Below are 15,122 nucleotides of genomic sequence, written 5' to 3'. Positions count from 1 at the left end.
CCCGCCGCGCGACGACGTCAGGCCGGCGCGGGTGCGGGCCGGTTGATCAGCGCGATGTTCGCCACTCGGTCTCCGCCATCGCTCACGTCATCCCCTCGTCACGGTTCGGCAGACATGAGCCCGCGAAGGCACCGGATGTGACACGGGCGAGGTGCCGCCGCACCGGGTGTGCACCGGCGGGGCGGCGGGGGTCAGGCCACGTCGGCCAGCAGCCGCAGCAGGTGCTCGCGGCCCGCGGCGAGCAGCTGCGGCAGCTCCGGGACGTCGGGGTACCAGCGCTTCTCGTACTCCCAGCACAGCCAGCCGTCCCAGCCCGCCTCCGTCAGCACCGCCAGGACCTCCGCCAGCGGCACCGACCCGTCGCCCAGCGCCAGCGGCGTCAGGTCCCCCGGCGAGGCCGCGTCCTTGACCTGCACGTAGCCGAGGTACGGGGCGAGCACCGCGAGCGTGTCCCGCGGCTCCTCGCCGCCGAGCCAGGTGTGCATCACGTCCCACAGCGCACCGGTGCTCTTGTGCCCGGCGAGGTCGAGGACCCGGGCGACGTCCGCGCCCGTGCGGTGCGAGTCGTGCGTCTCCAGCAGCACGCGCACGCCGAGGTCCGCTGCGTACGGGGCCACGGCGGCGAGCCGCCGCGCGGCGGTGGGGTCCGCCTCGACGGCCGGCTGCCCGCCGCCGCGCGGGAACACCCGGACGTGCGCGGCGCCCACGTCCCGGGCGAGCGCCAGCAGCCCGCGCATCTCCGCGACGACCGGCTCGTCGTCACCGGGCTCGGCGACGCCCGCGTAGCCCGCCAGCGCCGGGATCTCCACCCCGGCCGCGGCGAACTCCTCGACCACGTCGGCCCGCTCGCTGATCCCGAGCCCGGTGTGCACCGGCTCCTCGGGGTGGCACCGCAGCTCCACGCCCTGGTAGCCACGGTCCCGGGCGAGCCGGACGACCTCGGCGACGGGAAGCTGGGGCAGGCCGAGGGTGGAGAAGGCGAGTCGCATGCCGTGAGTCGATCAGACCCCACCGGGCCTGGCAACCCCGCGCCCCGCCACCCGAAGCAACCGCCCGCGCCCCGGGGGCGGCCCTGCGGCGGAACGGCTCAGAGCGTCAGCCTCCAGTCCTGGCCCACCAGATCCGCGCCGTAGCTGTGGTGCGGCTTCTCGGCCGTCAGCTCGAAGCCCGCGCGCTCGTAGATGCGGCGGGCGGAGGTCAGTACCGAGTTCGTCCACAGCACCACTGTGCGGTATCCCGCCGCACGGGCGAAGGCGATGCACTCGTCGACCAGCCGCGCACCCAGCCGGTGTCCCCGCACCTCGGGGTCCACCAGCAGCAGCCGCAGCCGCGCGGTGTCCGGGGCGTCGTCCCGCACGCACATGACCGTGCCGACCGGCCGGCCGCCCAGGTCGGCTATCCATGTGCGCTCGTATGCCGGGTCGCGGTGCGCGGCGTAGTCCGCGACGATCCGGGCCACCAGCGCCTCGAAGTCCGCGTCCCAGCCGTACTCCTGCGCGTACAGCTCGCCGTGGCGCTGGACGATCCAGCCCAGCTCGCCCGGCCCCGGCTCGCGCAGCTCGACCTCCCCGACCAGCTCGGGGACGGCCGACTCCGACAGCAGCGCCCGCACCGTGCTCATCGCGGCGGCCAGCTGCGCACGCCGGTCCGGCGGAACCCGCCCCAGCAGCGTCCCCACCTGCTCCCGTGAGCGTTCCTCCAGCAGATGGGCCGCCTCCCGCCCGCGCGGGGTGAGCGCCACCCGCTGCCGCCGCGCGTCCTCGGCCGACGGGCCCCGCGTGACCAGGCCGTCCTTCTCGAACCTGCCGAGCAGCCTGCTGAGATACCCCGCGTCCAGCGTGAGCGCCCCGCGCAGGTCGGCGGCGTCCGCCTGCGGGGCGTGGTTCAGCTCGTACAGGACGCGGGCCTCGGTGAGCGTGTACGGCGTGTAGAGATGGCGGCTGTAATCGAGGGCGCCGATCAGATTCGTGTAGAAGCGGTTGAACGAGCGGATGTCCTCGATGGTCACGGAACCCCACCTCCTGGCGCGTGCTTTCCTTTGACTGAGTCAAAGATACCCCGAAGCGCCGACCCCGTGCAGAGTTGTCCACAGGTCGTCCCGCCGCCGCGCGCCCGCCCCGGCGCCGTGCCCGCGCCTTGCCGCTCCGCCCGCGGCGCCGCCGTCGAGGCCCGCGCCACCACCTCCGCCAGCACCAGGTGCCGCCCGCCCGCCGGCGACTCCTCCCGGCCCAGGGCCAGCCGCTCCGCCCGCGCCGCCGCCTCCTGCAGCGGCAGCCGCACCGTCGTCAGCGCGGGCGTCGCGTCCGCGCTGAACGGCAGGTCGTCGAAGCCGGCGACCGAGACGTCACCGGGGATGTCAAGCCCCTTCTCGCGCAGCGCCGCGCAGATGCCCAGCGCCACCGCGTCGTTGGAGCCGACGACGGCGGTCAGCCCCGGCTCGCGGTCGAGCAGTTCGAGCGCACCGTCGTAGCCGGACTGCCGGGTGTACGGGCCGTGCACCGTCAGCCGGCCGAACGCGTCGGCGTCGCCGCCGAGGCCGTGTGCGGCGAGCGCGGCCCGGTGGCCTTCGAGGCGGTGCCGGGTGGTGGTGCGGTCGGCGGGGCCCGCGACGTAGCCGATGCGGCGGTGGCCGAGGGAGACGAGGTGCTCGGTGAGCCGCCGCCCGCCCTCGCGGTTGCCGAACTCGACGGCGAACGCGGAGCCCTCGGGCGCGGCGCTCGCCGGCCGGCCGAGGAGGACGACGCGGGTGCCGTTCGCCGCCAGCCGGCCCACCTTCGCCGCGCTGGCCGCCGCGTACTCGGGCGTCTCGACGGCGCTGCCGGTGATCACGACGGCGGCGGCGCGCTGCCGCAGCAGGAGCGTGAGGTAGGTCAGCTCGCGCTCCGGGGAGCCGCCGGTGTTGCAGACGACGGCCAGCTTCTCGCTGCCCAGCTCGGACTGCACGGCGCTGGCCATGATGCCGAAGAACGGGTCGGCGACGTCGTTGACCAGGACGCCGACCAGGTCGGAGGTGGCGGCGGCGAGGGCGCTCGCGGGGCCGTTGATGACGTAGTCCAGCTCGTCCACCGCGGCGAGCACGCGCGCGCGGGTGGCCTCGGCCACCGGGTAGTTGCCGCTGAGCACCCGGGAGACGGTCGCGGCGGAGACGCGGGCGCGTGCCGCGACGTCCGCGAGGGTGACTGCCATCGCTCTGCCTCCCGTTCGGATACGGCGTTCCGGCCCCCGGTGCCGGAATCCCCCGGGGCCCGTGCGGAGCCCCCGCCCGGCGCCGGTCGCCGGCCCGGGCTGTGAGCGGAAGTCTTGCACGTCGCGCCGCCCGCGTCGCGGGGGTGGCAGGAGTGTGCACGGCCCGGGCCCGCACCCGGTAGGGCTCTTGCGCGGCAGGCCGGGCGGGGATAACTTTCTCCCGGGGCAGAAAGCGCTTACTACAGGAGACCAGATGCCACGTAGGACGCTGCGTATCGCCATGAACGGCGTCACCGGGCGGATGGGGTATCGACAGCACCTCGTCCGTTCGATTCTTGCCATTCGCGAGGAAGGCGGGCTGGATCTCGGCGGCGGCGACGTGCTGTGGCCCGAGCCCGTTCTGGTGGGTCGCAGGGAACACGCGCTGAAGGACCTCGCCCGCCGGCACGACCTGCCGGAATACTCCACCGACCTCGACGCCGTGCTCGCGGACGACTCCGTCGAGCTGTACTTCGACGCCCAGGTCACCTCCGCCCGCGAGGAGGCGGTGAAGAAGGCCGTCGCGGCCGGCAAGCACATCTACGTGGAAAAGCCGACCGCCGCCTCCGCGTCCGCCGCCCTCGAACTCGCCCGGATGGCGCAGGGCGCGGGCGTCAAGCACGGCGTCGTCCAGGACAAGCTCTTCCTGCCCGGCCTGCTCAAGCTCAAGCGCCTCGTCGACGGCGGCTTCTTCGGCCGCATCCTGTCGGTGCGCGGCGAGTTCGGCTACTGGGTCTTCGAGGGCGACTGGCAGCCCGCCCAGCGGCCCTCCTGGAACTACCGCGCGCAGGACGGCGGCGGGATGGTGCTCGACATGTTCCCGCACTGGGAGTACATCCTGCACGAGCTGTTCGGCCCGGTGCGCAGCGTGCAGGCGCACGTCACCACCCACCTGCCGCGCCGCTGGGACGAGAACGGCGAGGAGTACGAGGCGACCGCCGACGACGCGGCGTACGGCATCTTCGAGCTGGCCGCGCCCGGCGGCCCCGTCGTGGCCCAGATCAACTCCTCCTGGACGGTGCGTGTCCACCGCGACGAGCTGGTCGAGTTCCAGGTCGACGGCACGGAGGGCTCCGCCGTCGCGGGCCTGCGCGGCTGCCGCGTCCAGCACCGGGCGACGACGCCGAAGCCGGTGTGGAACCCGGACCTGCCGGTCTCCGAGACCTTCCGCGACCAGTGGCAGGAGGTGCCGGACAACGCCGGCCCCGCCGGTTTCCCCAACGGCTTCCGCGCCCAGTGGGAGCTGTTCCTGCGGCACCTGGCGCTCGACGAGCCGTACCACTGGGACCTGCTCGCCGGCGCGCGCGGAGTGCAGCTCGCCGAGCTGGGCCTCAGGGCGGCCGCGGAGGGACGCCGCGTCGAGATCCCGGAGCTGGCCCGATGACGGCGGTCCCGCTGCCCCGGCCGGGGGGCGTACTGGAGGCGTACGAACCGCGCGCGGAGCCCGCTCCGGCGCTCGCCGCCGGCGGCCCGCGCCCCTCCTGCCGCACGGTCTTCGCCGCCGCGCACGTCGTCGCCGACCCGTACGCCGACACCGGCCCGGGAGACCCGGACAGCCCCGCCGCGGTCGACTGGGACGCCACCCTCGCCTACCGGCGCCACCTGTGGTCCCACGGCCTCGCCGTCGCCGAGGCCATGGACACCGCGCAGCGCGGCATGGGGCTGGACTGGCCCCGCGCCGCCGAGCTGATCCGGCGCTCCGCCGCGGAGGCCGCCGCCCACGGCGGCCGCGTCGCCTGCGGCGCGGCCACCGACCCGCTCGCCGCCGCGGGCGCCACCGTCGCCGACGTGCGGGCCGCGTACGAGGAGCAGCTCGCCCTGGTCGAGGACGCCGGCGCGCAGGCGGTGCTCATGGCCTCCCGCGCGCTGGCGGCGTGCGCCCGCGGCCCCGGGGACTACGTGGAGACGTACGGCTCGCTGCTGCGCCAGGCGCGCGAGCCCGTGATCCTGCACTGGCTGGGCGACATGTTCGACCCCGCGCTCGCCGGCTACTGGGGCAGTTCCGACCTCGACGCCGCCACGGACACGTTCCTCGACGTCATCGCCCAGCATCCGGACAAGGTCGACGGCGTGAAGGTCTCCCTCCTCGACGCCTCCCGCGAGGTCGCCCTGCGCCGGCGGCTGCCCCGCGGCGTGCGCTGCTACACCGGCGACGACTTCCACTACCCCGAGCTGATCGAGGGCGACGAGCACGGCTTCAGCCACGCCCTCCTCGGCGTCTTCGACCCGCTCGCCCCGCTGGCCGCCGAGGCCGTACGGACCCTCGACACCGGCGACGCCGCCGGCTTCCGGAAGGCCCTCGACCCGACCGTGCCGCTGGCCCGCCACCTCTTCCAGGCCCCGACGCGCTTCTACAAGACGGGCGTCGTGTTCCTGGCCTGGCTCGGCGGCCACCAGAGCCACTTCACGATGGTCGGCGGGCAGCAGTCGGCACGCTCCCTGCCGCATCTCGCGCGCGTGTACGAACTGGCCGACACCCTCGGCCTGTTCCCCGAACCGCAGCGCGCGGCGGAGCGCATGATCTCTTTCCTCGCCGTCCACGGAGTCGTCCGGTGAGCGCCGGACAGCCGGCCGGTGCGCCGGCCCGGCTCAGCCTCAACCAGGAGACCATCCGGCAGTGGTCGCTCCCGGAGCTGGCGGACGGCTGCGCGGCGGCCGGGCTCCGCGGAGTGGGGCTGTGGCGCGCGCCCGTCCAGGAGTACGGGGTGGACGCCGCCGCCAGGCTGTTCCGCGACGCCGGGCTGACGGTGACCAGCCTGTGCCGCGGCGGCTTCTTCACCGCCGGCGACCCGGGGGAGCGCGCCGCCGCCCTCGACGACAACCGGCGCGCCATCGACGAGGCGGCCACGCTGGGCACGGACACGCTCGTGCTCGTCTCCGGCGGGCTCCCCGACGGCAGCCGCGATCTGCACGGCGCACGGGAGCGCATCGCGGACGCGCTGGGCGTCCTCGCGCCGTACGCGGCGGAGCGCGCCGTGCGGCTGGCGATCGAGCCGCTGCACCCGATGTACGCCGCCGACCGGTGCGTGGTCTCCACGCTGGCCCAGTCGCTGGACCTGGCCGAGCGCTTCCCCGCGGACCGGGTGGGCGTGGTGGTGGACACGTACCACCTGTGGTGGGACGACACCGTCGCGGCGCAGATCACGCGCGCGGGGACGTCCGGCCGGATCGCGGCCTTCCAGCTGGCGGACTGGGTCACGCCGCTGCCGGAGGGCGTGCTGCTGGGGCGGGGGCAGCTGGGCGACGGGAGCGTCGACCTGCGCTGGTTCCGGAAGCGGGTGGACGAGGCCGGGTACACGGGCTTCGTGGAGGTCGAGATCTTCAACCCGGGGCTGTGGGCACGCGAGGGCGCGGAGGTGCTGGCGGAGATCGTCGAGCGGTACGAGCGGCTGGTCGCACGCTGAGCGGCCGGCGGACTCCGCCGTGCGCCGGGCCCGCGGCGGTCCCACGGCCCGTCCCGGCGGCTGTCCCCGGGGTGCTCGTCGCGTACGGGCCCGCCCCGGGCCGCGCCGTCAGGCGCGGTGGCGCCCGCCGCCGTACGACCGCCCGCCGCCGAACCGCCGCGCCAGCGCGACGAGCGGCCCGCCCGACCGCCGGTCCGCCCGCCGCTCCTGCGCGAGCATCTCGGACAGCCCCTCCGCCTGGACCTTGCGGTTCTTCGCGGTCCGGGAGACGGCAGTCATCACCACCGGCGTGAGGATCTTCAGCGCCCGGGACACCTGCGCCATCGGGATGTCCGTGCGCTGCGAGACGGCGCGGGCCACCGGCATGCTCGTCCTGCCGATGATCGTCGCGAGCATCCCGCCGCCGGGCGCACCCCCGGTGAACGGCACCGCGCCGACGAGGGCGGACGTGTCCTTCGCCGGGCCTGCGGCGGCGCCGGCGCCCGCGGGCGCCGCTCCCCGGGCTTCGTCGAGCGCCTGCTCGACCTCGTGTGCCCCGTGGGTGGTGGACGCCTCCTGCGCGAGCGAGCCGGTGAGGGCGGCGACCGTCTCGCCGACGACCCGCTTCGCGCCCCGGCTGCCGGTACCCAGTTCGTCGGCCACCTGGTGCAGCTGCTCCGGACCGAGGTCGTCCAGGACAGCCTTATGGACTGGTTTGCCCCTCATGTCTGAAACGTTACGACCGATTATCCGCGTCGGCACATCGGGTTACAGATCGATAAAGTGCCGCTGCCGTGCAACCCTTCGCCGTCAACCGGGGTCGTATAGGACATCGGCTCCCCGGGGGGAGTACCAGGGGGGTGGGGGAGCCCTCGGAGGGGGACGTGAGGGGGTCCGGCCCGCGAGGGCCGGGCCCCCTCACTGAGCCCGGCCGCCCGCGGAGGCGGGGTTGTCCACAACCGCCGGTTCGTCCACAGGCCCGCCCGCGATGTCGGGGCCCGCGGGTAGCGTCTTGCCCATGACGCAACTGGCGGTGGTGGAGGGGGTCCTCGAACGGATCACGTACGCCAACGAGGACAACGGGTACACGGTCGCCCGCGTCGACACCGGCCGCGGCGGTGACCTGCTCGCGGTCGTCGGCGCCCTGCTCGGCGCCCAGCCGGGCGAGTCGCTGCGCATGGAGGGCCGCTGGGGCTCCCACCCGCAGTACGGCAAGCAGTTCACCGTGGAGAACTACACAACGGTGCTCCCCGCCACCGTCCAGGGCATCCGCCGCTACCTCGGCTCGGGGCTCATCAAGGGCATCGGGCCCCGTATCGCCGAGCGGATCGTCGACCACTTCGGCGTCGACACCCTCGACGTCATCGAGGAGGAGCCCGCGCGGCTCGTCGAGGTCCCGGGCCTCGGCCCCAAGCGGACCAGGCTGATCGGCGCCGCCTGGGAGGAGCAGAAGGCCATCAAGGAGGTCATGCTCTTCCTCCAGGGCGTCGGGGTGTCCACGTCCATCGCCGTGCGGATCTACAAGTCCTACGGGGACGCCTCCATCTCCGTGGTGAAGAACCAGCCGTACCGGCTGGCCGCCGACGTCTGGGGCATCGGCTTCCTCACCGCCGACCGCATCGCCCGCTCCGTCGGCATCCCGCACGACAGCCCGGAGCGCGTCAAGGCCGGCCTGCAGTACGCCCTGTCCCAGTCCTCCGACCAGGGCAACTGCTTCCTGCCCGAGCAGCAGCTCATCACCGAGGCGGTCAAGCTGCTGCAGGTCGACACCGGCCTGGTCATCGAGTGCCTGGACGAGCTGGTGAAGGAGGAGGGCGTCGTCCGGGAGACGGTGCCCGGGCCCGCCGGGGGGGAGGAGGTGCAGGGGATCTACCTCGTGCCGTTCCACCGCGCGGAGGTCTCCCTGGCCGCCCAGCTGCTGCGCCTGCTGCGCGCCGAGCGGGACCGCATGCCCGCCTTCCAGGACGTCGACTGGACCCGTGCGCTCACCTGGCTCGGCGGTCGCACCGGCGCGGAGCTGGCCCCCGAGCAGGAGCAGGCGGTCCGGCTGGCGCTGACGGAGAAGGTCGCGGTGCTGACCGGAGGCCCCGGCTGCGGCAAGTCCTTCACCGTCCGCTCGGTGGTGGAGCTGGCCCGCGCCAAGCGGGCGAAGGTGGTGATGGCCGCGCCCACCGGCCGCGCGGCCAAGCGGCTGGCGGAGCTGACCGGCGCCGAGGCGTCGACCGTGCACCGGCTGCTGGAACTGAAGCCGGGGGGCGACGCCGCGTACGACCGGGACCGGCCGCTCGACGCCGACCTGGTCGTCGTCGACGAGGCCTCGATGCTGGACCTGCTGCTGGCGAACAAGCTCGCCAAGGCCGTGCCGCCGGGGGCACACCTGCTGCTCGTCGGCGACGTCGACCAGCTGCCGTCCGTCGGCGCCGGCGAGGTGCTGCGCGACCTGCTGGCGGAGGGCGGCCCGGTGCCCGCGGTCCGGCTGACCCGGATCTTCCGGCAGGCCCAGCAGTCCGGCGTCGTCACCAACGCGCACCGCATCAACTCCGGGGTCCAGCCCCTCACCCAGGGCCTTCCGGACTTCTTCCTCTTCGCCGAGGACGACACGGAGGCCGCCGGCCGGCTCACGGTGGACGTGGCGGCCCGCCGCGTCCCGGCGAAGTTCGGCCTCGACCCGCGCCGCGACGTGCAGGTCCTGGCCCCCATGCACCGCGGCCCCGCCGGCGCCGGCGTACTGAACGGGCTGCTCCAGGAGGCCGTCACCCCCGGCCGGCCGGGGCTTGCGGAGAAGCGCTTCGGCGGCCGTACGTTCCGCGTCGGCGACAAGGTCACGCAGATACGGAACAACTACGAGAAGGGAGCAAACGGGGTCTTCAACGGCACCGTCGGCGTCGTCACCGGCCTGGACGCCGTCGAACAGCGGCTGACGGTGCTCACGGACGAGGACGAGGAGGTGCCGTACGACTTCGACGAACTGGACGAGCTGGCGCACGCGTACGCGGTCACCATCCACCGTTCACAGGGCAGTGAGTACCCGGCCGTGGTGATCCCCGTCACCACCGGCGCCTGGATGATGCTCCAGCGGAACCTGCTGTACACGGCCGTCACCCGGGCCAGGAAGCTGGTCGTGCTGGTGGGCTCCCGCCGGGCGCTGGGACAGGCGGTGCGCACCGTTTCCGCAGGCCGTCGCTGTACGGCGCTGGACCATCGGCTGCGCGGGCGCGTGGGTCTCCCCTGACCCGCTGACCCGCGCGGGCAGGGCACGATGGTCCGTATGTGGCACGCAGTGCCGTATGTTGATCCAGCAGCCGACCCCGAGTGCACGTAACCGCTCCGTATGGGGGAAGCTGGAGGGTAGTCAGGGCACCTCAAGCACCTCAAAGAAGAGGCACGATACGTCGGGTGAGGACAGAGTGAGCGACAAATCTGCAGTACTTCGGTACGGCGACGGCGAGTACACCTTCCCGATCGTCGACAGCACCGTCGGAGACACCGGCGTCGACATCGGAAAGCTGCGCTCCCAGACCGGGCTGGTGACCCTGGACAGCGGCTATGGCAATACCGCGGCGTACAAGTCGGCCATCACCTATCTGGACGGCGAGCAGGGGATCCTGCGCTACCGCGGCTACCCCATCGAACAGCTCGCCGAGCGCAGCACCTTTCTGGAAGTCGCCTATCTGCTGATCAACGGTGAGCTGCCCACCGTGGACGAGCTGTCGGTGTTCAGGGACGAGATCACCCGCCACACCCTCCTGCACGAGGACGTCAAGCGCTTCTACGACGGCTTCCCGCGGGACGCACACCCGATGGCGATGCTGTCCTCCGTGGTCAGCGCGCTGTCGACCTTCTACCAGGACAGCCACAACCCGTTCGACGAGCAGCAGCGGCACCTGTCGACGATCCGGCTGCTGGCCAAGCTGCCGACGATCGCGGCGTACGCGTACAAGAAGTCCGTCGGCCACCCGGTGGTCTACCCGCGCAACGACCTCGGGTACGTCGAGAACTTCCTGCGCATGACCTTCTCGGTGCCCGCCGCCGAGTACGACCTGGACCCCGTCGTGGTCAGTGCGCTCGACAAGCTGCTGATCCTGCACGCCGACCACGAGCAGAACTGTTCGACCTCCACCGTGCGGCTGGTCGGCTCCTCGCAGGCCAACCTGTTCGCCTCCATCTCGGCGGGCATCAGCGCGCTGTGGGGGCCCCTGCACGGCGGCGCCAACCAGAGCGTGCTGGAGATGCTGGAAGGCATCCAGGCCGCGGGCGGCGACGTCGACACCTTCATCCGCAAGGTGAAGGACAAGGAAGACGGCGTGAAGCTCATGGGCTTCGGGCACCGCGTCTACAAGAACTTCGACCCCCGGGCGAAGATCATCAAGGCGGCGGCGCACGACGTCCTCTCCGCGCTGGGCAAGTCCGACGAGCTGCTGGACATCGCCCTGAAGCTGGAGGAGCACGCGCTCGCCGACGACTACTTCGTCGATCGCAAGCTGTACCCGAACGTCGACTTCTACACCGGCCTGATCTACCGCGCGATGGGCTTCCCGACGGAGATGTTCACCGTGCTCTTCGCGCTCGGGCGGCTGCCGGGCTGGGTCGCCCAGTGGCACGAGATGATCAAGGAGCCGGGCTCCCGCATCGGCCGCCCCCGGCAGATCTACACCGGCGAGGTCCTGCGGGACTTCGTCCCGGTCGAGGAGCGCTGAGCGGCCGGCGGTTCGAACACCGGCAACGAAGCGCAGAAACGCGAAGGCGCCCCGTCTGCGATCCCCCCACGGATCAGTCGACGGGGCGCTTCGCTCTCCCGACTCCGGATAGGAGCCGGGCGCCTCGTGCCGCCGGGACGTCGCCGCGGGAGGGGCCGCTCAATGCTCCTCGCACGTGCCGTCCCGGCCTCGTGCACGTCGACTCCGCCGGGTGTCGACGTCACCCGAATAGACACACGACCGGTGCAGATGGTTACCCCCGAATCGGTGTGATCTGAGTCACTCTCCTTCCCTGCGGCCGGCGGCGTTCGCAGGGGTGCGGGTCAGGCCTTGCCGACCAGCTCGTACCCCGCCTCGTCGACGGCCGCGCGCACCTTCTCCTCGTCGAGCGGCGCGTCGGAGGTGACGGTCACCTCGCCGGTGGCGGCCGAGGCCTTGGCCGAGGAGACGCCGTCGATACCGGAGAGTTCGGCGCTGACGGCGCCCTCGCAGTGCCCGCAGGTCATGCCGGAGACCTGGTAGACGGTGGTGACGGAGGTCTGGGCGCTCATGGATGTCTCCCTTGTCGACGGTGTGGGTGCAGCCGTGTTCTGCTCCCTGTCCTCAGACTATACCCCCTAGGGGTATTTTGCGTCCACGCTGATCACACGGTCAGCCCGGCGGGGGTATGGCGTCGGTGCCGACGACCGGGGTGAGGTAGCCGAACAGGGCGCGCTTGATCTCCGCGCGGTACGCCTCCCGGTCGGCGTCCCCGGCGGCCATGAACAGCTGCAGCCCGGCCTTGAAGATGCCGAACGACATGGTGGTGGTCCGGGCGATCTCGGCGCGCGAGAGGTCCGGGGCGCGCAGGGCGAGCATGCCCTCGACGGCGGCGACGATCGTCGTGTGCACCGCCTCGTGCTCCTCCGCGACCAGGCCCGGGGTGTCCGTGCTCTGCAGCAGCACCTCGAAGCCGGGGTTGGCGTCGCAGAAGTCGATCACCGGGTCGAGGGCGGCGTCGAGCATGCCGTCGAGCGGGAGCGTGGCGTTGGCGGGGGTGAACGCCTCGCTGTTCGCCTCCTGCAGCGCGTGGTTGTAGCGCCGGCCCAGCTCGACGGCCAGTGCCTCCTTGTTCGGGAAGAACTGGTACAGCGTGCCGGGGGAGACGCCGGCCTCGCGGGCGATGGCGTTCGTGGAAGCGGCGGCGTATCCGTTGCGGGCGAACACCGCCGCGGCGGCGTCCAGGAGCTGCTGGGTGCGCCGTTCGCCGCGCGCCTGCCTGCGGCGGGGCGGCCGGGCGGCGGGCGGCTGCCCGTCGGCGGCCGGTGCTGGATTCGACACGGCTATCCACAGCCTCCGGTAGCAAGTTGACAAACGCGAGCGCCCGCTCGCATTCTGTGAAACACGAGCGCGGACTCGCATTCCGGCTCGTGTCTCATTCTATTGCGCCGCACAACGAAGGGGCGGATCCGATGGCCGAGGGCACAGGCGGGGGGACGGCCGTTCCGGGCCGCTGGACGCGGTTCGTCACGGCCAGGCCCAGGCTGTCGCTGCTGCTCGCGCTGGTCTTCACGGTGCTGGCCGTGGTGGCCGGGAGCGGGGTGGCGGACCGGATGAGCGGCGGGGGGTGGCAGGACCCGGCGTCCGAGTCCGCGTACGCCGCGGACGCGCTGGACGAGCAGTTCCCCGGCGCCCGGCCGAACCTGCTGCTGCTCGTGGACAGCGGCCGGCCGGACGGGGTGGACGACCCCGCGGTCGCCGCCGAGGCCGAGCGGCTGGCCGGACGGCTGGCGGCGCAGGACTCGGTCGAGGGCGTCACGTCGTACTGGGCGGCGGCCCAGGCCGCCGAGCGGGCGGGAGCCGACCCGGCCGGGGGTGCGGCCGGCGCGGGGGAGGCACCGGGCGCGGAGGCGGCCGCCGGGCTGCGCTCCGCGGACGGCAGCGAGGCGCTCATCGCCGCCCGGATCACCGGGGACGAGACCCGCACAAGCACGATCTACGACCGGCTCGCGCCGGAGTTCCGCGGTGAGCACGGCCCGGTCGAGGTGCGCCTCGGCGGGCAGGCCGCCGTCTACGACGAACTGCAGAGCACCATCCGGGAGGACCTGCTGCGGGCCGAGATCATCGCCCTGCCGGTGACGCTGCTGCTGCTCATCGTGGTCTTCGGCAGCGCGGTCGCCGCGCTGCTGCCGCTGGCGGTGGGCATCGTCGCCATCCTGGGGACGAACGCGGTGCTGCGCGGCATCACCGAGTTCGCCGACGTGTCGGTCTTCGCGCAGAACCTGACCACGGCCCTCGGCCTCGGACTCGCCATCGACTACGCGCTGTTCATCGTCCGGCGCTACCGGGAGGAGCTGGCCGCGGGCGCCGATCCGCTGGGCGCGGTGGGCACCACGCTGCGGACCGCCGGCCGGACGGTGCTGTTCTCGGCGCTGACGGTGGCGGTGTCGCTCTCGGCGATGCTGCTGTTCCCGCAGTACTTCCTGCGATCGTTCGCGTACGCCGGGATAGCGGTGGTGCTGCTGGCCGCGGTGGCGGCGCTGACGGTGCTGCCGGCCGCGCTGGTGCTGCTCGGCCCGCGGGTCAACTCCTGGCGCATCCTGCCCAGGCGCGGCGGCGGGCTGCCCGGGGGTGTCGAGAGCGGGCGCGGCTGGGCGCGGCTGGCGAAGCTGGTGATGCGCCGGGCGCCGGTCTTCGCGGTGCTGACGACCGCGGGGCTGGTGCTGCTCGGGCTGCCGTTCCTGCGGGTGGAGTTCGGCACCGCGGACGACCGGCAGCTGCCCCGGTCGGCCGAGTCGCACGTGGTGCAGGAGCACCTCAGGGACGGCTTCCCCGGCACCCCCGGCGGGACGATCGACGTCTACGTCGCGGGCGACCCGGCCGGCGCGGAGCTGGCCGGGTACCGGGAGCGGATCGCCGCGCTGGACGGCGTGGAACGGGTCGACGGCCCCGTGCTGGACGCCGGCGCCGGCTATCTGACCGTGACCGCCGAGGGCGAGGCGGTGGATGCCGCCAGCCAGGACCTGGTGCGCGACATCAGAGGCGTCGGGGCGCCGTTCGAGGCGTCCGTCACGGGCACCGCGGCCGACCTGGTGGATGCCAAGGACTCCATCCGCTCCGTCCTGCCCTGGGCCGGGCTCATGATCGTGCTGGCCACGCTGGTCCTGCTGTTTCTGCTCACCGGCAGCGTGCTCATACCGTTCGTGGCCGTCGTGCTCAACGCGCTGAGCCTCACCGCGATGTTCGGCGCCCTCGTGTGGGTCTTCCAGGACGGCAACCTGTCCGGGGTGCTGGGCTTCACCGCGACCGGCGACATCGAGACGACGCTGCCGGTGCTGATGTTCTGCGTCGCCTTCGGCCTGTCCATGGACTACGGCGTCTTCCTCCTCTCCCGTATCAAGGAGGAGCACGACCGCACGGGGGACCGGGAGCAGGCCGTCGTCTTCGGGCTGCGCAGGACCGGCGGGCTGATCACCGCCGCCGCCGTGATCCTCGCGGTGGTGATGGTCGCGATAGGCACCTCGCGGGTCACCAACACCAAGATGCTGGGCATCGGGCTCGCGCTCGCGGTGCTGATGGACGCGATGGTGGTGCGCGGGCTGCTGGTGCCGGCGGTGCTGAAGCTGACCGGGCCGGCCACCTGGTGGGCGCCCGGGCCGCTGCGCCGGTTCCACGGGCGCGTCGAGCGCAGCGGGTTCGGCGAAGGCGGCCCCCGGGCGCCCGGCGGGCTTCCGGAGCGGGCGGCGGACACGTCCGACGACCTCGCGTCTGTCGGCGGCCGGTGACCCGGGCGCGGGGCGGGCGGAGGCGCCCGCCCCGGCGCGGGCGGGCCGGCACC

12 protein-coding genes are annotated in these 15,122 nt (G+C 73.3%); 6 read left to right on the top strand and 6 right to left on the bottom strand.

The window, feature by feature from the left end; translation table 11 throughout:
* Nucleotides 1-191 precede the first annotated feature (191 nt).
* The 3 genes from ABD317_RS23250 to ABD317_RS23240 all read right to left on the bottom strand — a co-directional run bounded on the left by ABD317_RS23250 (nucleotide 192) and on the right by ABD317_RS23240 (nucleotide 3,186).
* Entirely contained in the window at nucleotides 192-989 is a 798-nt protein-coding gene (locus ABD317_RS23250; protein WP_027755791.1) for a TIM barrel protein, read from the bottom strand.
* A 98-nt stretch (nucleotides 990-1,087) separates the two neighbouring features.
* Complete coding sequence (locus tag ABD317_RS23245; RefSeq protein ID WP_344291863.1) at nucleotides 1,088-2,008, bottom strand: bifunctional helix-turn-helix transcriptional regulator/GNAT family N-acetyltransferase; 921 nt, start codon at nucleotides 2,006-2,008, stop codon at nucleotides 1,088-1,090.
* Nucleotides 2,005-3,186, bottom strand: a complete 1,182-nt coding sequence (locus ABD317_RS23240; protein ID WP_344291862.1) for a LacI family DNA-binding transcriptional regulator — start codon at nucleotides 3,184-3,186, stop codon at nucleotides 2,005-2,007. The genes ABD317_RS23245 and ABD317_RS23240 overlap by 4 nt, the downstream gene beginning before the upstream one ends.
* Nucleotides 3,187-3,439: 253 nt before the next feature.
* Between ABD317_RS23240 and ABD317_RS23235 the strand changes: the two genes are divergently transcribed.
* The 3 genes from ABD317_RS23235 to ABD317_RS23225 are packed head-to-tail and all read left to right on the top strand — an operon-like array spanning nucleotide 3,440 to nucleotide 6,629.
* Entirely contained in the window at nucleotides 3,440-4,609 is a 1,170-nt protein-coding gene (locus ABD317_RS23235; RefSeq protein WP_027755788.1) for a Gfo/Idh/MocA family protein, read from the top strand.
* Nucleotides 4,606-5,781 (top strand): dihydrodipicolinate synthase family protein, encoded by a 1,176-nt coding sequence (locus tag ABD317_RS23230; RefSeq protein WP_344291861.1) that lies wholly within the window; start codon nucleotides 4,606-4,608, stop codon nucleotides 5,779-5,781. The genes ABD317_RS23235 and ABD317_RS23230 overlap by 4 nt, the downstream gene beginning before the upstream one ends.
* Complete coding sequence (locus tag ABD317_RS23225; RefSeq protein WP_344291860.1) at nucleotides 5,778-6,629, top strand: sugar phosphate isomerase/epimerase family protein; 852 nt, start codon at nucleotides 5,778-5,780, stop codon at nucleotides 6,627-6,629. Before ABD317_RS23230 ends, ABD317_RS23225 begins: the two co-directional genes overlap by 4 nt.
* A gap of 108 nt (nucleotides 6,630-6,737) precedes the next feature.
* On the opposite strand, the gene ABD317_RS23220 is transcribed toward ABD317_RS23225, so the two are convergent.
* A complete protein-coding gene (locus ABD317_RS23220) occupies nucleotides 6,738-7,334 on the bottom strand; it encodes a DUF937 domain-containing protein (protein WP_344291859.1) in 597 nt (198 codons plus the stop codon).
* A gap of 292 nt (nucleotides 7,335-7,626) precedes the next feature.
* Here ABD317_RS23220 and recD2 point away from each other — a divergent pair, with 292 nt between their 5' ends.
* Together recD2 and ABD317_RS23210 are read left to right on the top strand one after the other, a co-directional pair.
* Nucleotides 7,627-9,840: an SF1B family DNA helicase RecD2 gene (recD2, locus tag ABD317_RS23215; protein WP_344291858.1), complete on the top strand. Its 2,214-nt coding sequence runs from the start codon at nucleotides 7,627-7,629 to the stop codon at nucleotides 9,838-9,840.
* Nucleotides 9,841-10,015: 175 nt separating this feature from the next.
* A complete protein-coding gene (locus ABD317_RS23210) occupies nucleotides 10,016-11,305 on the top strand; it encodes a citrate synthase (protein ID WP_344291857.1) in 1,290 nt (429 codons plus the stop codon).
* Nucleotides 11,306-11,628: 323 nt separating this feature from the next.
* Here the strand turns inward: ABD317_RS23210 and ABD317_RS23205 are convergent, their stop codons facing one another.
* Nucleotides 11,629-11,856, bottom strand: a complete 228-nt coding sequence (locus ABD317_RS23205) for a cation transporter (RefSeq protein WP_027755782.1) — start codon at nucleotides 11,854-11,856, stop codon at nucleotides 11,629-11,631.
* Nucleotides 11,857-11,956: 100 nt separating this feature from the next.
* A complete protein-coding gene (locus tag ABD317_RS23200) occupies nucleotides 11,957-12,625 on the bottom strand; it encodes a TetR/AcrR family transcriptional regulator (protein WP_344291856.1) in 669 nt (222 codons plus the stop codon).
* A 131-nt stretch (nucleotides 12,626-12,756) separates the two neighbouring features.
* On the opposite strand from ABD317_RS23200, the gene ABD317_RS23195 reads away from it, so the two are divergent.
* A complete protein-coding gene (locus ABD317_RS23195) occupies nucleotides 12,757-15,069 on the top strand; it encodes an MMPL family transporter (protein ID WP_344291855.1) in 2,313 nt (770 codons plus the stop codon).
* The last annotated feature ends 53 nt before the right edge of the window (nucleotides 15,070-15,122 follow it).

Source organism: Streptomyces synnematoformans, assembly GCF_039531005.1.
GTDB lineage: Bacteria > Actinomycetota > Actinomycetes > Streptomycetales > Streptomycetaceae > Streptomyces > Streptomyces synnematoformans.
Note: the sequence above shows the minus strand (reverse complement) of the source record. Positions and strands in the feature narration are given on the sequence as shown.